The organism is Bradyrhizobium sp. C-145 (assembly GCF_023375135.1).
GTDB classification, from domain to species: Bacteria; Pseudomonadota; Alphaproteobacteria; order Rhizobiales; family Xanthobacteraceae; genus Bradyrhizobium; species Bradyrhizobium zhanjiangense.
In genome coordinates, this window is sequence record NZ_CP088150.1 from 1,563,112 (window position 1) to 1,584,011 (window position 20,900).

General features: G+C 60.6%; 15 protein-coding genes and 5 pseudogenes. 10 read left to right on the forward strand and 10 right to left on the reverse strand.

Annotated elements, in window-relative coordinates:
* Positions 1 to 5: 5 nt before the first annotated feature.
* From LRP30_RS07370 to LRP30_RS07380, 3 genes are all read right to left on the reverse strand, one after another.
* Positions 6 to 590: a hypothetical protein gene (locus LRP30_RS07370; protein ID WP_249759860.1), complete on the reverse strand. Its 585-nt coding sequence runs from the start codon at positions 588 to 590 to the stop codon at positions 6 to 8.
* Positions 587 to 1,330, reverse strand: coding sequence for a chromosome partitioning protein (locus tag LRP30_RS07375; protein ID WP_249759861.1), 744 nt, complete (start codon positions 1,328 to 1,330; stop codon positions 587 to 589). Before LRP30_RS07375 ends, LRP30_RS07370 begins: the two co-directional genes overlap by 4 nt.
* A 128-nt stretch (positions 1,331 to 1,458) precedes the next feature.
* The gene (locus LRP30_RS07380) at positions 1,459 to 1,938 is read right to left on the reverse strand and encodes a hypothetical protein (protein WP_249759862.1); all 480 of its coding nucleotides are present in this window, start codon (positions 1,936 to 1,938) and stop codon (positions 1,459 to 1,461) included.
* 847 nt (positions 1,939 to 2,785) lie between these two features.
* Between LRP30_RS07380 and LRP30_RS07385 the strand changes: the two are divergent.
* The 3 genes and pseudogenes from LRP30_RS07385 to LRP30_RS07395 all read left to right on the forward strand — a co-directional run.
* Positions 2,786 to 4,009: pseudogene (locus LRP30_RS07385) on the forward strand (EAL domain-containing protein); the annotation flags it as partial.
* A gap of 333 nt (positions 4,010 to 4,342) precedes the next feature.
* Positions 4,343 to 4,696, forward strand: coding sequence for a hypothetical protein (locus tag LRP30_RS07390; protein ID WP_249759863.1), 354 nt, complete (start codon positions 4,343 to 4,345; stop codon positions 4,694 to 4,696).
* A gap of 21 nt (positions 4,697 to 4,717) precedes the next feature.
* The gene (locus LRP30_RS07395) at positions 4,718 to 6,184 is read left to right on the forward strand and encodes a methyl-accepting chemotaxis protein (RefSeq protein WP_249759864.1); all 1,467 of its coding nucleotides are present in this window, start codon (positions 4,718 to 4,720) and stop codon (positions 6,182 to 6,184) included.
* A 97-nt stretch (positions 6,185 to 6,281) separates the two neighbouring features.
* On the opposite strand, the gene LRP30_RS07400 is transcribed toward LRP30_RS07395, so the two are convergent.
* Both LRP30_RS07400 and LRP30_RS07405 read right to left on the reverse strand, forming a co-directional pair.
* Positions 6,282 to 7,382, reverse strand: coding sequence for a DUF2336 domain-containing protein (locus LRP30_RS07400; protein WP_249759865.1), 1,101 nt, complete (start codon positions 7,380 to 7,382; stop codon positions 6,282 to 6,284).
* Complete coding sequence (locus LRP30_RS07405; RefSeq protein ID WP_249759866.1) at positions 7,379 to 10,822, reverse strand: PAS-domain containing protein; 3,444 nt, start codon at positions 10,820 to 10,822, stop codon at positions 7,379 to 7,381. Before LRP30_RS07405 ends, LRP30_RS07400 begins: the two co-directional genes overlap by 4 nt.
* A 182-nt stretch (positions 10,823 to 11,004) precedes the next feature.
* On the opposite strand from LRP30_RS07405, the gene LRP30_RS07410 reads away from it, so the two are divergent.
* Positions 11,005 to 11,235, forward strand: coding sequence for a PilZ domain-containing protein (locus tag LRP30_RS07410; RefSeq protein WP_249759867.1), 231 nt, complete (start codon positions 11,005 to 11,007; stop codon positions 11,233 to 11,235).
* A gap of 126 nt (positions 11,236 to 11,361) precedes the next feature.
* Here LRP30_RS07410 and LRP30_RS07415 read toward each other — a convergent pair.
* A pseudogene (locus LRP30_RS07415) lies at positions 11,362 to 12,917 on the reverse strand (ISL3 family transposase).
* Between the two features lie 9 nt (positions 12,918 to 12,926).
* Positions 12,927 to 13,181: pseudogene (locus LRP30_RS07420) on the reverse strand (ATP-binding protein); the annotation flags it as partial.
* Between the two features lie 29 nt (positions 13,182 to 13,210).
* On the opposite strand from LRP30_RS07420, the gene LRP30_RS07425 reads away from it, so the two are divergent.
* From LRP30_RS07425 to LRP30_RS07435, 3 genes are all read left to right on the forward strand, one after another.
* On the forward strand, positions 13,211 to 13,699 hold the full coding sequence (locus tag LRP30_RS07425; RefSeq protein WP_249759868.1) for a hypothetical protein: 489 nt from the start codon (positions 13,211 to 13,213) through the stop codon (positions 13,697 to 13,699).
* Positions 13,693 to 14,649, forward strand: a complete 957-nt coding sequence (locus LRP30_RS07430) for a recombinase family protein (RefSeq protein WP_249759869.1) — start codon at positions 13,693 to 13,695, stop codon at positions 14,647 to 14,649. Before LRP30_RS07425 ends, LRP30_RS07430 begins: the two co-directional genes overlap by 7 nt.
* Before the next feature lie 100 nt (positions 14,650 to 14,749).
* Positions 14,750 to 15,862, forward strand: a complete 1,113-nt coding sequence (locus LRP30_RS07435; protein WP_249761718.1) for a hypothetical protein — start codon at positions 14,750 to 14,752, stop codon at positions 15,860 to 15,862.
* Here LRP30_RS07435 and LRP30_RS07440 read toward each other — a convergent pair.
* Positions 15,816 to 16,369 (reverse strand): annotated as a pseudogene (locus LRP30_RS07440) (ATP-binding protein); the annotation flags it as partial. The gene LRP30_RS07435 and the pseudogene LRP30_RS07440 overlap by 47 nt on opposite strands.
* Positions 16,370 to 16,646: 277 nt before the next feature.
* Here LRP30_RS07440 and LRP30_RS07445 point away from each other — a divergent pair.
* The 3 genes and pseudogenes from LRP30_RS07445 to LRP30_RS07455 all read left to right on the forward strand — a co-directional run bounded on the left by LRP30_RS07445 (position 16,647) and on the right by LRP30_RS07455 (position 19,110).
* Complete coding sequence (locus tag LRP30_RS07445; protein WP_249759870.1) at positions 16,647 to 17,123, forward strand: hypothetical protein; 477 nt, start codon at positions 16,647 to 16,649, stop codon at positions 17,121 to 17,123.
* 1,126 nt (positions 17,124 to 18,249) lie between these two features.
* The gene (locus LRP30_RS07450; protein ID WP_249759871.1) at positions 18,250 to 18,660 is read left to right on the forward strand and encodes a phasin family protein; all 411 of its coding nucleotides are present in this window, start codon (positions 18,250 to 18,252) and stop codon (positions 18,658 to 18,660) included.
* A 212-nt stretch (positions 18,661 to 18,872) separates the two neighbouring features.
* Positions 18,873 to 19,110: pseudogene (locus LRP30_RS07455) on the forward strand (hypothetical protein).
* 410 nt (positions 19,111 to 19,520) lie between these two features.
* On the opposite strand, the gene LRP30_RS07460 reads toward LRP30_RS07455, so the two are convergent.
* Both LRP30_RS07460 and LRP30_RS07465 read right to left on the reverse strand, forming a co-directional pair.
* Positions 19,521 to 20,366: a Ku protein gene (locus LRP30_RS07460; RefSeq protein WP_249759872.1), complete on the reverse strand. Its 846-nt coding sequence runs from the start codon at positions 20,364 to 20,366 to the stop codon at positions 19,521 to 19,523.
* Between the two features lie 75 nt (positions 20,367 to 20,441).
* Complete coding sequence (locus LRP30_RS07465) at positions 20,442 to 20,720, reverse strand: hypothetical protein (protein WP_249759873.1); 279 nt, start codon at positions 20,718 to 20,720, stop codon at positions 20,442 to 20,444.
* Between the last annotated feature and the right edge of the window lie 180 nt (positions 20,721 to 20,900).

The following is a 20,900-nucleotide window of genomic DNA, read 5'->3' on the forward strand; positions in this document are numbered from 1 at the left end:
TTGATTTACTCCTTGGGAATTGCAAGCCGGGCGTAGGCTTCTGCCAACATGACGGCTTCGAGGTGGCCCTCTGCGGGCGACCAGAGCCGCAGCCGAACGTCTCCAGCCGCAGTCCGGCCCATCACGACAACTGCTGTACCGGTCGTCAGCCGACGAAGTTCGGTATGCCCGTCCGGTAATGCCCAGATGAGGTCGAGGTCTCGGTCGAAATGAACCTGGGCATGACCGGTATTGTGGACGGTGAAGGCGCCGATCGCCGCGAAGGGGATCGACATCACGGTGACCGCCACCAAGCCCCGCCAGTGATAGCGCGCGTGCCGAAGCGCGGACCGCAAGCTGGCCGCGATCGCTCGGGGAAACCGGATGCGCCGGCGCGGCAACACGTCCGCGAGCGCGTGCTCCAGAACCTGACGATCGGAGGGAAGCAGCGCCGGATGCTTCAAGCCCGCCAGCTGCGCGGCAGGATCCTGCAATGCCCGAAGTTCAGCGAGCTTGGCTGCGCTCGCCTGACGCACATCGCGTTTCGACGCGTCGGCGTCAGCCTTCGCGTCGATGAACCGCTTGCGCAAAGTTTCCAAGCGATTGCTCATGACGCGAGCCACGTCGCTGCGGGCCGAACCGCTTCCATCACCGCGAGGCGGAACGCCTTGAGGTCGCTCACCATGCGCCGTGCCTCGTTGAAGCCGTACTCCTTCTGGAAGTCGGACGCCTTCAACTGCGGGATGGCATAGAGCCCGGTGGCCTGGAGGAAGCCGAGCGTGCGCGGTTCGAACCCGAACTTCGGCAGCACCGTGACCTGCGCGCCGTCGGCGACCCGCTTCAGCATCGCGGGATCGACATCGCCCCGCAGCTTGTTCTCGACCACGAAGCGAGCCTTGGCCCAACGCTTCGACGCCGCCAAAAGCTTGGCGCCGTCGGTCAACGCGGCGGCATCGGCGGTGACCACCACGACCAGCGCCAGCTCGATCCCGCTGTCGGCGATACCCGTGACGAACTCATCGTCGAACGAAGCAAGCAGCGAGGAAGCGGTATTGGCGCCGACATCGATGATGGTCGGCAGCTCGGCGCCGACCATGGCGTTGATCGGCCCATCGAACTCGGCACGGGCGGCCTGGCCGCCGGTACGGTCGATGGATGCCCGGTCGGCACGCACCGGGAAATGCGAAACCCGCTTCGCACCCTTGGTCTTTCCGTGGTCGTACTCTAGGATTCGCGGCGTCGACTCCAGCTCGATGATCGGCGCGTCGGGTACAGCTTCCCCGACCCCGCGGGTGAGGGTGGACTTACCGACACCGCCGGTCTCTTGGGCAACGAGCAAAAGGCGTGGCAAGGGGACTACTCCTGAGGCACTGAATGGCGACCGCAATCTGGGCGGTCTGCCACGTGGGTGAAGCAGGAGGTCTAGCGAAGAAGGCCGGTCCGGGTTGCAGACGAATTGAAAATGCCTGCGTTATCCGATCAGCGCTTGCCGAGAAGGTGGGCGTGCTTAGCAAGCTCGGTGCGTCGGATCTCGTCTTCGCTGATGGTCTGGTCCGGCACGCTGCCGCCGAGCGGTCTATTCATCTCTGGGCTGAGCGAGACCGTCTTCCTGGCGGTCCGGCCGTCCTTTTGGGAGCGTTCGGGCAGAATTTGCGTCCGATCTCGCACGATAGCCTTGCCCTTCAGCTTCTCTGCGCGAGTTCTGATGTTATGCATCAACGCGGTCAGCCGACGGCCCGTAAGCGGTTGGCCTTTCCCTTGGGTGACACCCTGTGCCGCCAGACCACTGGCAATTTCGGTCCAGGTCGCACCGTCCTCACGGTGCAAGCGCTCAAGCTCGTCGAAATTGCTCCGGATGATCTCGGTCGCGCCTGTCTTGATTTTGCCTATCGGCGAGGCGACGCGAGCAGCTTTTAACCGCTTCATGTCGCCGCGCAGACGTTTCAGGTCGATGTCCATGATGCAGCTACGTAGGTGGCGGAAGTTAACGGCGCCACCCGGGGGACACGCGGGGCCACACGTAAGCCAGGATAGGGCCAATTAACCACCAACCGGATCGTGCAAAGTTGAATGATCGCGCGCTCCGAACTCGCAAACGGCGACTACCAAATGCGGACCGGAAGGGCGCCACCTACGCTTTTCTGAAATCGGCCATCTCAAGGGGGAGAAGCGAGTCGCGTTGAGGGTCCAGCTTAAAGAGCCGGGTCGGGACAACGGCTCGTTAAGTTGGACCGCAGACGATCGCCAGCCGTCGTACCAAGCTGCTCTGTCTCCGCTTACTCGATGAGGCAGCCCGTCCGATCTCGGGTCCACCCACCTGGCGGGTGGGCCACGCATGACCACCGAGGTCCGCAGTAGGGCCACTATGACCACACGAAGGCCAGAGAAAGTGCCACACAGAAGACCACTCAAATTTTTGGCACACCTGTGCACCTGTGGATGGTGACTGCATGGTAAGAATTTTCCCGATGTCTCAGCAGCGTTTGTTCGAGGCGCGATCATCGGTCCGGCCTCATCAAAGCGGATCTCTATTCGCGGGGCTAAGTGGCCCTGCACGTAGGCAAAAACCTTCACGCCCAAAGCAGGGGCAGCACTTAGCTAGTCTTCATCCAAACTCTATATGCTGCTGCACGCAAACGCGTATCTAATGCCACAATTGCTTGTCCTCACTCTTCAGGTGCCGACTTGAAGGGTCCTAGGACAGGCGCACGACTCTCTGACAAGCGTAGCCCAACGACGTCCTTGCTCGCGTTCTTAGAGAAGGAAACTCCTTTGCCAAATCGTTGACGCGCTACTAATTTCTTTTTCGACCTTTGCCGTGCTCTGTCTGGATCTCGATAATTTCAAGCAGGTCAATGACACTTTGGGGCACCCCGTCGGTGACGCGCTGCTTTGCGCAGTGGCCGACCGCTTGAGCGCATGCGTTCGGGAGGCCGACACCGTTGCGCGCTTGGGCGGGGATGAGTTCGCGATCATCCAGGCGAGTATCCAGAACGCGGGAGATACCGAGCGTCTCGCCCGTCGCATCGTCGAGCAGGTCGGAGAACCCTATGACTTGAATGGACATCCTGTCGTCGTCGGGTGCAGCATTGGTATTTCGGTGGCGCCCACCGACGGTGCGACGGGCGAGAAGCTTCTGAAGAATGCCGACGTCGCGCTGTACCGGGCCAAGGCCGACGGCAGGGCAACCTGGCGATTTTTCGAACCCGCCATGGATGCGAGCTTGCAGCAGCGCCGGGCGCTGGAGCTCGACCTGCGCGAGGCAATGGACAAGGAGGAGTTCGTCCTGTTCTATCAGCCGCTGTATGACCTGCGCCGCGACCGGCTCAGCGGCTTCGAGGCCCTGCTACGCTGGGCTCATCCCCAAAGGGGGCTGGTACCTCCCGACCAGTTCATTCCGATCGCAGAAGAAACTGGCCTGATTAATCCGATCGGGCGGTGGGTGCTCAATCGTGCCTGTGAACAGGCCGCCATGTGGCCGGATGAGCTCAAGCTTGCGGTCAACGTCTCGGCCGCCCAGTTCCGAAACCCACGCCTCATCGAGATCATCGCCAACGCACTCGCGGATTCGAAGCTATTTCCGCACCGGCTTGAACTCGAAATCACGGAATCCGTTCTCCTCATGAACAGCGCGGAGACAATTGCAACGCTCCATAAGCTGAAGGCCCACGGCCTCCGAATCGCCTTGGACGATTTTGGGACCGGTTATTCCTCACTCAGCTATCTCCGCGGCTTTCCGTTTGACAAACTCAAGATTGACCAATCGTTCGTCCGCGATGCGGCGGCGATGACTGGATCGAAGCTGATTGTCAGGTCCATCGTTGGCCTTGGGAAAAGCCTCGGCATGACCACGACAGCGGAGGGAGTGGAGACGATCGAGCAGTTGAACCAAATGCAGGCGGAAGGCTGCGACGAGGCACAAGGCTACCTGATCAGTCGTCCGGTGCCTGCTACTCAAGTTGCGTCTACAATCCTGGCATTGAGAAAAGGCCTTAAGAAAGATCGCTGGCGCAATGTGTTTGCCAGTTAGAGTCTGTGGCAGATAAAGGTCAGAACGGTCGGTCCCGGGGGCATTGGTCTGCGGGCTGAACGGAATGCCACGATGGGCACCGGGGTTGAGCCATGCTTTGTTGATTGCCCGACCTCGGCTTTCTTGAAACACTCGTGAAGCGAAATTGGTAAGGCGGCCGGAAGCACCCTCGCCGGAGTAGGTCTGCTGCAACGTAGGCACCAAAATCTAGCGCCACCGCTGATCACTTCCCACCGCACGTCGATGTTTTCGGTCTATGCCATGCGAGCATCGACACGATCCTTCAACCTGCAAGTTTACCCTCAATTAGGCTCGTCGCGTTAGTCTTCTAAAATGGGATCCGGTCAAATCACTCGCAGAACGCAGTTGCCGACCTGGCTGAATGCGGCGGCGCTGCTGATCGCGAGTTGGATCGTCATCGCGGCCTTGTCGCTGCAGGTGCGCCCGGGTACCGAGCTGGTGGCAGTGGCTTTCCCGCCATGGTGGGGCGCCCAGCAAGTTTTCCTGGCCGCGGCATCCGCCAATGCCGCCATTGTCCGGACCACCGCCATACCCGTTCTCTTGGTGGTGCGGCCCGACGATCATGATGGATTGACACGGCTGCGCCAAGCCGGCGCCTGGCTGATGCTTGACCCGCAGGCGGTCGCTGCCTGCCTCAGAGCAGATGATTTGAAGCAGACGATTTGACAAATGAGTTGAGGACAGAGAATGACTTTCGAAGGCAATGAATTGGGACGCTTGCGCCAGTCCACCAGCACGATCTTGCTCGCCGTACTCTGGGTGCATGTGCCGCTTGCTGCGATCATTGGTATGAGGCTCGGTACCAATTGGCTTATGCCTTGCTCCTTCATGGTCGCGATGGCCCTGACGGCGACGCTGTCGTGGCGTATCGGCGGGAATGGCACTTCAACCCGCTTGGTCTTTGCCGTGGCCTTGATGGCCGGCGTGTCAATGCTTGTCTTTCAGTTCGCGGGTCATCATTGGCAAGTCGACATGCACATGTACTTCTTTGCAGCGCTCGCAATCCTGGTGGCCTATTGCGATTTCCGACCGATAGTTGCCGGCACAGTGGCGGTCGCGCTGCATCATCTGACGCTAAACTACATTTTGCCGGCGGCCGTGTATCCCGGCGGCGCGGACCTCGGCCGCGTCGTTCTCCACGCCACAATCCTGCTTATCGAAGCCGGCATATTGATCTGGCTCGCCCATACGCTGTCGCAATTGTTCGAAACGGCGGCGCAGAAAACTGCGGAGGCCGAAATCGCGAGCGCCGCTGAAGCGCGGGCCAATGCCGATCGCATGGAAATCGAACGGGCCAAGCTGGAGCGGGACGCAAAACGACGGGAACTCTCCGTTGGATTTGAGCGCAAGATCAGCGATGTCGTCGAGGCCGTTGCCGTGGCGGCGAACCAGATGCAGGAACTGTCCGCGTCGATGAATGACGGCAACGCGGAAACCGCGCGACAGGCCGCAGCCGCCGCCGCCGCATCGACGCAGGCGTCCATGAACGTGGAAACCGTTGCCTCAGCCACCGAACAGCTTACAGCTTCGATCAACAACATCGCTGAACGGGTGGCGCACGCCGCCCGAATCACCGGCAAGGCGGCTGCGGAAGCACGGCGCACCAATGCCGTCGTGGAAGGCCTTTCAACGGGTGCACAGAAGATCGGCGAAGTGGTCACCCTGATCCAGAACATTGCCGGGCAGACCAATCTCTTGGCCTTGAACGCGACCATTGAGGCCGCACGCGCCGGCGAACATGGCCGGGGATTTGCGGTCGTCGCCAGCGAGGTTAAAGCATTGGCCAATCAGACCGCCAGGGCGACCGAGGAAATTGCCTCACAGATTCAGAACATCCAAACCGCAACGGGTGACGCCGTGAACGCGATCGGCGCGATCGGTGGCACTATCGCCGAGATCGACAAGATCTCCGGCGAGATCGCAGTCGCGGTCGATCAGCAAGGTGCAGCGACGCGGGAAATTGCCGGCAACCTGCAACAGGCCAACGACCGAACCAAAGATGTCAATACGAGCATCGTCAGCGTCAATCGCGCGTCTGAGGAAAACAACCGCGCAACAACACGGCTGCTCGAGGCGGCGAATGGGCTGTCGTGCCAATCCGAACAGTTGAAGTCCGAGGTCGAGCGTTTTCTGGGTTCTCTGCAGGCGGCGTGAGCGTCCGGCGTGTTGCCGCAAGTAGCGTGACGATCCCGAACACTGACGGGATCCAGTCAGTTGCAGGAACAGCGTATGACGGAGCTAGGACACGCCTCTAATGCACCGAATCCATTTTCGCCTTCTCTTGCAGCCGAAAAAACTGGAGTGCAGCGCGAGCGCTTTTCGGTTGCAGCCGGAAAAAGCTCGCAAACCACCGGTCCAGCCGCTCTTTCGGAACGTGCTCGAGGCGAAGGTGCAGGGCTAGGAGAGCCTTCGCTGTTTCCCATGAAAGGTCGATAGCTTTGGCGAGAATGAGAAGTTGGTCCGGCTCGCTCTGCACCAACGCGCGCTCCACTGGCCCGATCGGCAAATCGCACATCAGGGAAAGGGCGACAGCCGTTTTGTCGAAGCAGCGGCTGCGGGCAAAAGAGAGTAATCGTGCCTCGTCAAGTTTGCCCATGGCGTGAATCGACCGTACATGGGCCGCAGCATCGGCATGCTCGTTCGAGCCGACGCGTGCCGTCGTCTGGACTTCCTCCGACGCCTCCGCCACTGCGGCCCGGATCAGTGTAGTTCTCCGCGGATCCGCCGCCTCCAATTTGCCTCTTACGACCTCCGAAGCATTGACGAAAAGCTTTAGAAGCTCTGCACGGGGAATATCCGGGCGTGACCAGACGCACAGTGCAAGGTTGCCATTGTCGTGGGCTCGCTTGACGAGCTGCGACATGCCGGAATGAGAGAATTTCGCGCCCCGATTCTTGGCTGTTTTAACCGCAACCTCATTGTTCCCTCGCTGAACCAGAACGTCTGTCACCGGTTCGGTCAGAACGCTCCGGCCCGCGATCGCGAGCATATGGTCTTGACTTTTTGTTCGCGCGTTCTCCGCCAGCGCGGCCTCATCAAGCCGCAAGGAATGCGCCAGGACCGGTGCTGCGACCTCAATGGCATCGTCGAACGCCAGCGACCGCATGATCCTGCCCGGAGCATCAGGAAGCTTGGCGAGCCGGCTTCCAAATGCTGCCCGAGCGGCCAGTTCGATATGTTCAATGAGCTTGCCCATGACATCATCGAAAAAATCGATCTGCTTGTCGGTGAACTTGCCAGAACCGTACACGAACAGGTCGGTGACGCGCCGCAGGACTTCGGCACGCTTCGAGATATCCTTGGTCGCCAGCATGCTTTCGAGCTGACCTATCAGATTATCGGGCGTGTTCATGCCCGGCGGTCCGGGTAGGAATGTACGATGCTGAGACGAGCCTTGGTCAGCGGAATCATCGCATCAAAATCGAGTTCTGAAAGTGGAACGGGCCTGCCGAACAGATAGCCTTGAGCAAAATCGACGCCAGCGGCAACCAAGGCGTCGAATTGCTCTCGGGTCTCGATCCCCTTGGCCGCGGTCGCAACCTCAAGCCCCTGCGCCAGGGCACGGATCGATGCGATGACGGCCGCGCAATCTCGACGGTGCGCGAGGCCCTGGGCGACCGGCTTGTCGATCTTGATCTTGTCGAGCGGAAAACCAGCCAGGGCGGTGGCTGCGGCATAGCCAACCAGGCAGCTGTCGAGCACAATTGAAACGCCCAGATTCTTCAATTGACGCAGGGTGAGCAGGTGTGAGGACTGGCCGGCTTCCAGCAACGCAGCGTCTGCGATCTCGAGCTCGAGCCGGCTCGGCGGCAGGCCGGAATCCACGAGGGCGCACAGAACAACGTCGAACAGATTGCCCCTGGCGAACTGGGCGAGGGAGATGTTCACGGCGACCTTCATGGGCGAGGGCCAAGCGGCGGCATCCAGGCAGGCCTGCTGCAAGATCCACTCGCCGAGGGGCAGCATCAGTCCGATCGACTCGGCGAGCGGGAGGAACTGATCCGGCTGCAGCATACCTTTCGTCGGATGGTGCCAGCGCACAAACGCCTCTGCGCCGCAAATTGCGCGCGTTCTGGCATCGATCATCGGTTGATAGTGAAGCTCGAACTCGTTGCCGGCCACCGCTTGCCGCAATTCAGTTTCCATCGACTTCTGCAGGTCGGCGGCTTCCGTCAGCTCCGACTGGAAGATACGAAAATCGTTGCGCCCGCCCGTCTTTGCGGCATACAGAGCGACATCCGCCTTTTGCAGCAGACCTTCGGCATCCGTACCATGTTCGGGCGCGAACGCAATTCCTATGCTCGTTCCGACCCGAACCGTATTGTTGTCGCTGAGATCGAACGGCTGTTCGACCAGTCCAATGATTCTCAGAGCAAGTGCAATGGCGCCCTCGCGTTGGCTCTTTTCGCCTTCCTGAATGATCGCGAACTCATCCCCGCCAAGACGGGCCAGCACGTCAGCCTCACGCAGGGACGATTTCAGCCGCTGCGCGACTTGAACCAATAACTGATCGCCGGCGGGATGTCCCAGCGTATCGTTGACGTGCTTGAACTTGTCGAGGTCGAGCATCAACACCGTGAAGCTCATGCCGTGTCGCTGAGATCGTTTTGCGGCATCGTCAAGCTTTTCGGCAAACAGCGCCCGGTTAGCCAGACCGGTGAGCAAATCATGCTGCGCCAGGAACGAGATCCTTTTCTCGTTTTGGGCCCGATCGGTGATGTCCTCGTGTGTGGTAAGCCATCCGCCGTCTGGCATCACATGTCGGGAGATCGAGACCACGCGGCCATCGACGAGCTCGCGAACTTCCTTGGCCTGTTTGACGTTGACACTGCGGTAAACGTCAGGCGCAACGTCGGCGAAAATCGTGCCCTTTTGACGCCGATACTCGAGAATCTGCGCCAGCGAGGTCCCCGGTTTCACCTTATCCGGGCTGAGATGATAGATCTCGCCATATCGCGCATTCGACACCACAATCCGCTGCTCCGCATCGAACATGCAGAGCCCCTGCGACATGTTGTTGAGGGCGGCATCGAAGCGCATGTTCATCGCCTCGAGTTCGGCGGCCTTCTCGGCAAGTAGCTGCTCACCGCGCTTCTGTTCGGTGATGTCTTCGTGCGTTGCAACCCAACCGCCATCGGGCAGCGGCTTGCGCTGGATCAGGAATTGCCGGCGGTCCTTGAGTTCGTACTCCTGGCGCCGTTGCGTCGGCATCAACTGGACGTGCTGGTCAACCGTCAGGGTGCTGGTCTCGCCACGGTCAGCATAGTGTTGCAGGATCCGCTGCAGCGGCGTCCCTGGCCTCACCAACTCGTCTGGAAGATTGTACATCTGCTGATAGCGCCGGTTCGATACGACGAGGTTCTTGCCGGCGTCGAACAGGCACAGTCCTTGGGTCATATTGCTGATCGCAGCATCGAACCGGTCATTGGCGCGCTTCAGTTCTTCAGCATTTTGGACCAGCCGTTCCTCGGCGCGCCGCTTCTCCGTGATGTCTTCATGGGTGGCGACCCAGCCGCCGTCATTCATTGGGGTCCGCAGTATCTTGATGACGCGCCCGTCGGCCAGGGTGAGGATGTGCGCCGTCCGCTCCCTTGCGCCTTCCAGGAATTCGTTGAGGCTGAAATCCGTTCCGCTCGTGTTGTAATGGCTGACAATATCGCTCAGAGGCGCTCCAGGCCTAACCTGCTGTTCGGTCAGATCGTACATCGCGCGATAGCGGCTGTTCGAAACCAGCAACCGTCCGTCGGCATCGAACATGCTGAGGCCGTGCGGCATGTTGCTCAGCGCGGCGTCAAAGCGAGAGTTCGTCTTGGCCAAGGCTTTCGTCTTTGCGGCGATCGAGTCGCTCTGTCGCACCAGGACAAACGTGCCAAACAGGATAACAGTGACGACCGCGATGACCACCAGACCGTAGGTATAGAGATGCCGGTACCACGGCGCCAGAATCTCGGCGCGAGCGTACGTTACGAGGACTACGAGCGGCAGCCCGGAAACCACGTGGTAGCCAGCGATGCGTTCCGCGCCGTCAACGGGGCTCGTCAACTCGTAGGAGCCGGTCTCCGACACTGGCAGATACTGGGTGAACAAGGGCCCGTCCGCGACGGATTTTCCGATCGCCTCCCGCTGTTCCGGCTCCCGCGCAAGGATGCGGCCCTCGCGATGGAGCAGGGCGACCGAGCCATCTTTGCCAAGGTCGATGGAGCGATAGATCTTCGTGAAGTACGACTGATCCAGCGGAGCCGCAACCACGCCGGCAAAGCTGCCGTCCGGATTGCTCAACCGGCGTGATGCGGCGCTGAACCACTTGTCGCGGACCGCCGAACGGTAGGGGGGCGCGATGAAGAGGCCGGTGGCCGGATCGTCGCGCTGGGCGACGAAATGCGGCATGTCGGCGATATTCTTGCGCGGAGGCGTGTGGCCGTAGGAGTTGGCGAGAAGATCACCCGCCGCATTGGTCCAGCCAATGGCGACGATGACGGAGGAGCTCTTCTGAAGCTGCCGCAATGCAAGGTTCGCTGCGCCCGTATCAGCATACCTTCCCGAGAGGCTATTTCTTCGGATCGCCTCCGCCTCCAGCAGAACCCGATCGATGTCCTCGAAGGTCAGAGCGGTGTGTTCGGCGAGAACTTTCGCAAAGCTGCGGGCGTCGGTCTTTGCTGCCGCGATGCGGTCCCAATACCGACTCCTGAGATCGGTAAGAAACAGAACGATCGTCGCGACGGAAAGCAGGATGCCAAGCAGCGCAAGCGGCGAGCCGGGCGATCTCGCCAGCCAACGATAGAGTCGCCTCATGACATCCAACTCACCTCTAGAATGCCCCTCGATGGTGCCCTGTCGCCCTTAAGATTCCGTGCGCACACGGCCGGCCCTCCCGCAACCCCCGCAGTCTTACCGCACGGCCGGGTAAGGCGGCGTTAATCGGAGATGCGCAATCTTCGCACCTTTCAAGCGACGCGGAACTGGCACCATGACAGATGTGCGTCGTACCTCCTCAGCGAGTGTTGAAGGCAGGCTCAATCGAGTTCGGTGGCGGCGCAATCGACTGCGTCGTCCGTAATTTGTCGCCCACGGGTGCGGCGATCGAGGTCGAAAGTCAGGCCGGTATCCCCGAGAGCTTCACGTTGGGCGTGTCGGGCGATCGGTCGCATGTTCCTTGCCAAATTGTTTGGCGCAAAGCGCGCCGGATCGGCGTACGATTTGCTTAGGTCGGACTTGCCGAGTGCGAGCAGTGTTGCGCGACGCTCACCACCCGAAGCTGTAAATAAGCGCCGCACTTTGACCCCCATCGGCTTCTAACATTGGCTCTGACGCAATCTTGGTGCAGCTCCACTCTATTCTGCGCCGATTAGCCTGGCTTGGAGCAGATCGATTTTGCCGCGGCCGTACATTTGCCGCCTGACGAGTTTGAGGCGGGTGATCTGCCCCTCCGTCTGTCCGTTGGACCAAGGTAAGGTGATCGCCGACCGAACCGCCGCTTCGTCATTCGTAACGCCGCGGGCGAATGAGGCAACGAGACTGGCGCGAGCGCGCTCGATCCACGGTGACAGCTCGGCGGCAGCTCTGCGCCGGATCATCAAATGGAATTCGGCGATGATCTCGCGTGCCTCGACCAGGGTTGGTACGCCAGCTTCGATCGCCGCGACAGTGACCGTCTCTGCCTTCGAGAGCGTATCACGTCCAATCGTCATGAGACGAGCGATCGTTCCGGCCGACGGGATCCGGTGAAGGTTTTGTGCGTCGGCCTTTTCGGCCCGCCGCCTGCGTGTTGCCCATTCTGCGACGACACGAAGAGAGCCTCGGAAGCCGCGCGCCTTTAGGCGCCGCCAAAGTTCAGCGCCGTTTCGGCAGCCGGCGGCCCATTGGTCGTCGAGCCATGGCAGGTGCTGATCGAGCGAACTCTGCCGGGTCCGGAAGACATCGTGGCGTTCGCCACGGATCACCTGACGAACCAGCTTCCTGCTATGACCAGTCTGGCGCACGATCTGCTTAATCGGCGTTCCGCTTTTCGACAGGGCCAAGATTGTCGCATTGGTCTCTTCGCGGCGAAGATATCCTTCATACTGCAGGCGCTCGGCCGCGCTGAGCAGTTTGGGATCGATGGTTGTCGCCCCGATTGCGCTGCGGATCTGGCGCATCGATTTGCGGACGGCGTCGAGGAAGGCCCGACTGGCGTTCTCCATCAAATGCCAACGATCTGCGACCTGTACCGCGTGCGGGAGGGCCCTTGCCGCAGCTTCGCCATATCCCCGCCGCGATCGCGAGCGACGATAGCGATCGTGAGATGAGCGGCGAGCCAGGCTTGGGCTGTCGCGGGCTCACGATCTGGCAGCAGGGTGACGATCCGGCGCCTTTCCAGGTTGCAGATGATGCTGGCGTATCGGTGATTGCGCCGCCAGGCCCAATCATCAATGCCGATAACCTTGAGCGGGTCAGCCGGGGGGCGGTGACGGCGTCGGACCACGCGCAGCAGAGTATCCTTACTCACCGGCAGCATCAGCCGCCTTGCGAAGTCTGCTGCCGGTCGACCGCCAAGCGCCAAGCCGAGGTGATGAATGATAGAGTCCAGCCTCGCCGTGCGTCGCGCCGATGGTGCCAGTACCCCTTCAGCGAAGCGCTCTGTGAAGATTTGGCGCCCGCACAGAACGGCGTCGCAGCGGAAGCGGCGGGCGATTACCAGGAGCTGGACGATCCGCCCCGAGAGCGGCAAATCGGTCACGCGTCTTCGATAGCGGCTATGGACACGCCGGGATACTGCTCCGCACGATGGACATAGACCAACGCTTCCGGACGCCCGGACCACAACAATGGCCTTATCACCCTCGTAGTACGCACTCTCTACAACAAACCCACGCGGCACCAGACTGGAGCGGTGGAGTGCTTCGCTGATTCTCCCCAATCAAAGCGCCAGACATCCCCCAAACTGCATCAAAAGTGAGTCAGAGCCCAATTTTGACCCCTTCGCGCGGCGGAGTTTGGCGGTAGCGCTCGTCTCGTCGGAGCTGGCCGGGATAGCGGAGGCGAGACGAGCGCGGGTGGCGTGATCGTCGTCTCGGCTTTTGAATCGCCAACTGTCGTTGCCGGTCTCGACGATGTCACAGTGATGGGTCAACCGGTCGAGCAACGCGGTGGTCATCTTGGCGTCGCCGAACACGTCAGAGTACCCCTATTCTTGAGTGGGTCGTGTCTCACGTCACGATCACCGACCCGCATCATTTTCTGTTTGGGCACCGGCTTGAGGTGCTCAAGGAGCGGTCGGGGCGCGGTCCTGCCTACGTCGTTGTTGCGCTGCCGGACGGCCGGCCGCGGGCGGTTCGGATCGCGTCGACGGATCTTGCCGAGACGCCGATCACGCCCCACCCGAACGCCGCCGATCTGCCGCGCATCAGTGCACGTACGCTGATCCCATTGATGCAACATTTGAGCGCGAGTCTGGGTCTTCTCGACGAGAAGGTGATTCGCGATGACCCACCGACCGCTTCCAGGTCGCGTTGCGTATCGACCGCTGCCGACGTTGGCAAATCCACCCGGCCGCCCGACGGCCGACATTCCGCGCCTGTGGCCGAATCTATCGACCGCGACGCAGACCCAGATCGCTCAAATCCTCGCCACGCTGCTGCGGCGAATGCAAGCGGTTGCCGGCACGCCCGGAAGGGGACTGGGTCGTGCTGATCAGCTCGACCGTCGCTGACGAGCGGCTCACGACTGCGCACCGAGCCAAGTTGGCCTATGTCTACGTGCGGCAGTCATCCGTGAACCAGGTGCGCCAGCACCAGGAGAGCACCGAGCTGCAGTACCGCCTCGTCGATCGCGCCATCGGTCTGGGCTGGCCGCCGGAGCGCGTCCAGGTCATTGACGAGGATCTGGGCAAATCCGGTGCTGGCGCTGTGGATCGTCATGGTTTCCAGAAGCTCATTGCCGAGATCGGCCTTGGCAACGCCGGCCTTGTGGTGAGCCTCGACGCTTCTCGCTTGGCCCGCAATAACCGGGACTGGCATCAGCTTCTCGAGCTGTGCTCGGTGTTCGGCGTGCTCATTGCGGATGGCGAGCGGCTTTACGATCCGCGCGCCTACCACGACCGCCTGCTGTTGGGCTTGTCCGGCATCATGAGCGAGGCGGAGCTGCATCAGCTTCGGATGCGCCTTCACCAAGGAGAACGCCAGAAGGCGGCACGGGGCGAACTGCGGCTGCCCCTGCCGGCTGGGCTCGCCTATGATCGAGCCGGCACAATTGTTCTCAATCCCGATGAGGAGGTGCAGGCCCGTCTTCATCTCGTGTTTGCCAAATTCCGGGAACTGCAAAGCGCTCGCCGTGTGATGCGGTACTTGGAGAGGAACGGATTATCCTTGCCGGTTCGACCGCTGCTTGGACCATCTCCACACGAGATCGTCTGGCGTGCGCCAGATAGTGCACGCGTCCTTAGTATCCTTCAAAATCCGGCCTATGCTGGGGCGTATGTTTATGGCCGTCGGCAAAAGGATCCGAGCCGATGCCGGCCGGGATCGCTGACGGGAACGGTCAAGGTGGCGATCGGGGATTGGGCGGTTTGCCTCCACGCCGCTCACCCAGGCTATATCCAGCTGGGAGGAGTTCATGGCCAACCAGGGGCGACTGGCAGATAACATCTTCCGCTATGAGGCAGGACACTCTGGCGTACCGCGCAAGGGGGCAGCCCTGTTACAAGGAATTGCGATCTGCGGCCGTTGCGGACGGCGCATGAGCATGCGCTACACGGGCCCGAATGCCGACTATCCGGTCTATTGCTGCCGCTCGGATCGGGACCAGCAAGGCAGTGCACTATGTCAGGAAGTCCGGGCCTTGGCGGTTGATGCGCTGGTCGAACGGATGCTCCTCGATGCCCTGGTGCCGGATCAGATTGAGATCGCACTCGCGGCGGCGGGCCAACTGGAGCAAGAGAGTCGTCAGCTCGAGCGTCAGTGGGTGCTTCGCGTGGAGCGCGCCCGCTACGAGGCCGAGCGCGCCCGGCGTCAGTATGACGCCGTCGAGCCCGAGAACCGTCTTGTGGCGCGCTCACTTGAGCGGGCTTGGGAAGAGAAGCTGCGTGTCGTCGAGACGGTCGAGCAGCAGCATGCGCGTTGGCGCGCGCAAGAGCCGCTTCTGATTGGCCCGGCGGAACGCGCAGGGCTACAAGCGCTCGGCGAGAACCTGCCGCGGATTTGGAATGCGGCCACCACGTCGGCAGCCGATCGCAAGCGCATTCTGCGATTTGTCATCCGCGAAGTCGTTCTTGATCAGAAGCGGACCCGAGGTCAGGTGTGGCTCAGGATCGTCTGGCAGACCGGCGCAACCAGCGAGCATCACGTACAACGGCGCGTTCATACCTACCGCAACTATATCGACATTGATCGGTTGCGGCGACGGATCGTCGAGTTGAATGCTGAATACAAAATGGATGGCGAGATCGCGGCAATACTCAATCAGGAAAGCTTTGTCGCGGCCCGAGGCTGCGCCTTCAAAGGCGAGAACGTCTGGCTGTTGCGCACCCGCTGGGGCATTCCCACCGTCAAAATCAACGGCGTGGACAAGAATCCGATGCGCTGGCCCGACGGCAGCTTCTCGATTCAGGGCGCAGCGGCTGAGCTTGGAGTAACCCCGCAAACAATCTTCGATTATCTTGCGCGCGGAATGCTGGCAGGTCGTCTATCGGTTAACCAAAGGCCAGCCATGGCAGATCGAGCTCTCAGACGAACAAATCGGTCAGCTTCGCAATCGGGTACGACGCACCAAGCGTTCGAAGAAGGACGCATCATGAAGTCATCGGCTCGCCGAACACGCTCGGCCATTCGCCGAAGGCGAGATTGGTGGTCACGATGACGGAGGCGCGCTCATAGAGCCGGCTGAGGAGGTGGAACAGAAGCTGGCCGCCGGACTGTGCAAAGGGCAGATATCCGAGTTCGTCCAGCACTGATAAAGTTCATCCGGGTCAGATGCTCGGCGAGCCGTCCTTGCCGTCCGTTACGGGTCTCGGTCTTGAGGCGATTGACGAGGTCGACCACGTTGAAGAAGCGGCCGCGGGCGCCGGATCGGATGCAGCTTCTGGCGATGGCAATGGCCAGGTGGGTTTTGCCTGTGCCGGCGCCGCCGACCAGCACGACGTTGCGTTGTTGGGCGACGAAGCCGCCGCCGGCGAGGTCATTGACGAGCGTCTGGTTGATTGGCGTGCCAGTCGAACTGGAAGTCCTCGAGGTCCTTGGCCAGCGGTAGCTTGGCGATAGTGAGCTGGTAGTTGATCGACCGGGCCTGCTTCTCGTTGATCTCGGCGTTGAGCAGGTCGCCGACAATGCGCTGGGGTTCGTGTTGGCGCTTGACCGCGGTCGCCATGATCTCGTCGAAGGCGGCTGGCCGGGATAGCGGAGGCGAGACGAGCACGGGTGGGGCCCGGACGTCGATCGGCGAGCTAGACTAGAATTGATCCCTCAAGGCGGCGCTCAAACGGTCATAGCTCGCGCTACATTGGTGGATGGCGCGTTGCGCCTGCGATTGCAGCACTATGGCAAAGCTGAGGCTGTCAAGTGCATATGGAGTTAGAATACACTTTATCCCCGTAATACACTAACTGCTCTTGGGCGCTCGGGGTGTGTATTGGAGAAGTCTATCCATGGCAGGTGTTGAACAATTGCGAAGAAGAGAAGATGTGAGTTTGGTTCAACTCGAGGCGGACATTGCAGCCGTTCGCCCGGGGAGTTCATTAGCTTCAATTGCATTGCCGGACTACGTCGAGCACACGGAAGGGGTCACGCGCGTCGGCGCTCTCAGTGCAGAGGCGGTCCTTCGCGATTACGAGTCCGCTGCAAAAGAGATCGAGGCGATGGGCACCGAGTTGATCGACGCGGCGCGAAAATGCGAGGCCCTGACAGCCCAGGTGCATGATGCCATCGCTTTCATGCGCGAAACGGCGGCAGGTTACCGTGAAGAAGGCCGGAAGATCTTCCGACGCATCGAAGAATGCGCGCTGTTCACGGAAGACGTCCGCAAGACATGCGAACAGGTCAAGCGCAGAATGACGCAGACCGCGATCATCGATTCCTCCAAGGAGGAGCCTGAAACCGAAGAACTGGCGTCCGAGAGGGCGTAGCCTCAAGACTCTAGGAAATGTCAGACCGCCTTCGGGCGGTCTCTTTTTCGAGGCTACCTCGGGCGGTCTTACTCTTTGCTATCGCGCCGCGTGGGAATGGCATAGCCACCGTCGCGAAAGCGAACAGAACTGATGGTCTAATTTTCGTAGCTTGTGGTTCTTGGCGATGCCATTATCGCCAAGAACCTCCAACGGCCCCGGCCTCAACGCCCCCAGAACCTCGGCCGGGGCCGTCTTTGACCCCGCACTGCGCGCCGTATCGCCACCGCGATCAATCTTGCCACATGTTAGTGCGCGCCAACGCGGCGAGTGCAATGCTCCGACCGCCCAACGGAGGGCCAATTCGAAACAACAACGAGGGGGCTGCAATGAGTGCCTGCGGTCGAGCGGACGATGCTGCTGTTGTACTTCGCCAGCGTCTCGAAATGCTTATTTCCCAACTTGCCGAGCTGGAAGGTCTTCGAGGCCGAGTGCTTGAGGCAGAGCAAAAAGCGGCGATGAATACGCCTAGGGTCGCTCCGTATTCCGGGCCCACGGTTCGTGCCATGGGGTCCGCCGGTTCACGCTGGCGGGCACCGTGAAGAAAGCGCTGCCGGGCTCGAAATTCCCTGTCCCCCCGGCAGCCGCCTTGTCTCAAACTGGGCACTGAAATCCCAGTTGATTTTCACTGCGCAATGGCCATGCCACAGATTTGTGACAGGCTCGCCGGCTCACGCTGGCGGGCTTTTGACACCCCAGCTTCCCTGTACGAATTAGCCAGATTTTCGCAGATCGGGGCGAACGCCTTTTTCGATTCGGCGTTCTTACGCTGAGGAAGGAACTTCCCACCCCTTGCGATATCACTGTTATGCACAGTCACTCCCCGACATACCTTCGTTTGTATTGACAATCTCAAAAAAAGTTTGAGCGAGAGTCGCAAACCGAACCGACATTCCCGCTTCTCTTTAACAAAGTCGTATCGGGTCGGGGCTAGATCAAGGCTCATCCAAAATCTGATCGAACACAGAGCGTGAGCTCTCGTGAGCAAGCGAGCGTTGCGAGGAATGCTTTCGCTTGAGAAAGGGAATGTTGCGTGAGTGAAAGCGAAATGAAAGCGAACGGAGCGAACGTTTTCGGGATGACATGGTTGGATTTCTCGAAGGTCATGTTGCCTGGCGTGGGGCGCGAGCTTGCCGAGCAAGGCCTTGCCCGCGCACGGGAAAGCTGCGAGAAGATCAAGGCCGCATCGGAAGAGATGACGCAGGCGCTGCGTGAGACCTATTCGAGCAATGCGAGATGCGCGACCGACTACGGGCTCAAGGTGTTCGAAATCTCAAACGCCAATGCCGCTTCTGCGCTCGATTTCTTCGTCCATCTGTTCGGCAGCAAGTCAGCGACCGATGTCTATACCTTATCGGCGGCGCAAGCGCGCAAGGCGTTCGACACCGCCTCCGACCAGAACAAGGAATTGTGGACGCTTGCCCAGAAGCTCGCGACGGAAACGGGTGAGCCGATCAGGAAGCACTTCACCAGGGTTCTCCACCAAGGCGGCGGCTAAAAAAGCGCGCTCAATTTCACATCCAGAATTCGTTTGAGGAGGGATCCGGCCGGTTGGAGCAAGCCGAGCTGAGCGAGCACGCCCCCCACTGCCCCATGCTCGATCAACAAGGTGCGCGATGCCCCCCAACCCCGCACCAACAAGAAGCGCATTCCAATCGGCCGGCGCTTTTCTGCAAACTACAACAAGGACAAATCGCAAGGGAGGGCAACATGGGAATGGTTATGGTCAAATGTCCGCAAACCGGACACGCGATTCCCACCGGTATCCAGACTGATCGCGAGAGCTTTGGGCGCCGCGCGGTGTTTTTCTCGCGCACCCGTTGTCCGATCTGCCGTACCGATCACGCGTGGTTTGCGCGGGAAGCCTGGGTCGACGACCCGGGCATCCGGATCGCGCCGTCGTAGCGGCGGCTCCCGAAAGTACCCCGACGGCGAACGGCTTTGTTGACCTTGTCTCGGTCCCGGCGGTCTTCAGACACAAGTTACATGACCGGCTCATGGAGTTCGGCCGGGACAACGTGCGAGACATTCATGAACCCTCTCTCGGCGAGCAACGTGTTCCTTACGGTCGCGATCATGAGCGTCACTTTCCTGGCCGAGATCGGGCTCTGTATTTTGATTGGAATGCTTTGAAAGGAGCGCGCGATCTGGGCAGCGCGCAGCCGATGCGAGGTCTAGGACTCCGCAAGCTTCAACAGCGGGGAAATGCAGACATCACCCGATGTCGCAAAAGGGCCAAAAGGACTCCAATTTTCTACAGCTCGGTGACGAATGTGGAGGTGCTTGCTTAAGTTTTCCGCTAGTCTCTCAGAGGCCCGTCTCAGGCGTTGAAGAGGCAGGGCTTACCCGTTGGGCACCTCAGCCCGCCTTGCGCTTCTTTGCGGCCGGCTTTTTCGCTGGCGGCGCCTTGGCCGTCTTCGGTGTGCCTTTATCCGAAGCCAGGCTCGCGCGCAGCGCCTCCATCAGATTGACGACGTTGCCCGGGGCCGGCCTCTTCACCGCCGCGATCGGCAGTCCCTTCTGCTTCTTGGCGAGTAGCTCGGCGAGCGCCGCCTCGTAATGGTCCTCGAATTTCTCAGGCTCGAAATGACCGCTCTTCTGCTCGACGATGTGCTTGGCGAGGTCGAGCATGTCCTTGGTGACCTTGACGTCCTGGATGTCATCAAAATATTCCGCCGCATCGCGCACCTCATAGGGGTAGCGCAGCAGCATGCCGACAAGACCTTTGTCGCGGGCTTCGAGCGCAATGACGTGCTCGCGGTTGGTTAACACCACACGGGCAAGCGCGACCTTGTCGAGCGAGCGGATGGTCTCGCGGATCACGGCAAAGGCGTCATGGCCGACCTTGCCGTCGGGGACGATGTAATAGGGGCGCACGAGATACAGGTCGTCGATCTCACTCCGCGGGACGAACTCGTCGATCTCGATGGTGCGGGTGGATTCCAGGGCGATGTTCTCAATCTCGTCCTTGGTGACCTCAAGGTAGCGGTCCTTATCGACCTGATAGCCTTTGACGATATCCTCGTTGGAGACTTCGTCGCCGGTCTCGGCGTCGACTTTGAGGTATCGAATTCGGTGCCCGGTCTTCTTGTTAATCTGGTTGAAGCTAATCTTTTCGGATTCCGAGGTCGCGGGAAATAGCGCGATCGGACACGTCACCAGCGACAGCCTCAAAAACCCCTTCCAATTCGCGCGCGGGGCCATGAACGCAACACTCCACCTGTACCGATTAGGGTCAATATAGGCGGAGGCCGGGGAAAGTGGAGTCAAACCCGGCGTTTAGCCGCATTCAGGGCAGGTATCGCCGATGCCGCACATCGCTTCCTCCAGCGCGGCCAGGCAGGCCTCCGGAGTGGCGCCAGGGAAGGGGTTCCGCCAAGCTTCCCCGCGCGCGCGGTTCCAGGCCTCGGGATCGGCACGATCGACGCTATGGCCATGGTGCTGGCACGCCCTCACCATCCCTTGCTCGATCAGCGTGCCGAGCGCCCAACCCTGCAGCGTGCGATAGGCGGGGCGGGCGGCATTGAGCGGCAGCTTGCGTTGCGAATGGTGCGGCATCAGTCGCGGTCTCGAATCAAACACCGCTCGACTATACCATCGACAGCAACTTCGCCGCGCGCGCAGCCGAGTTATGCCCGCTGTTTGATCTTGAAAAAGACCCCGAACTCCGGAAGGGACGACTACTTGGTCCCCGACCTTTGGGGGGAATAGTACAAGTTGTTCGCGGTCGCTCAAATA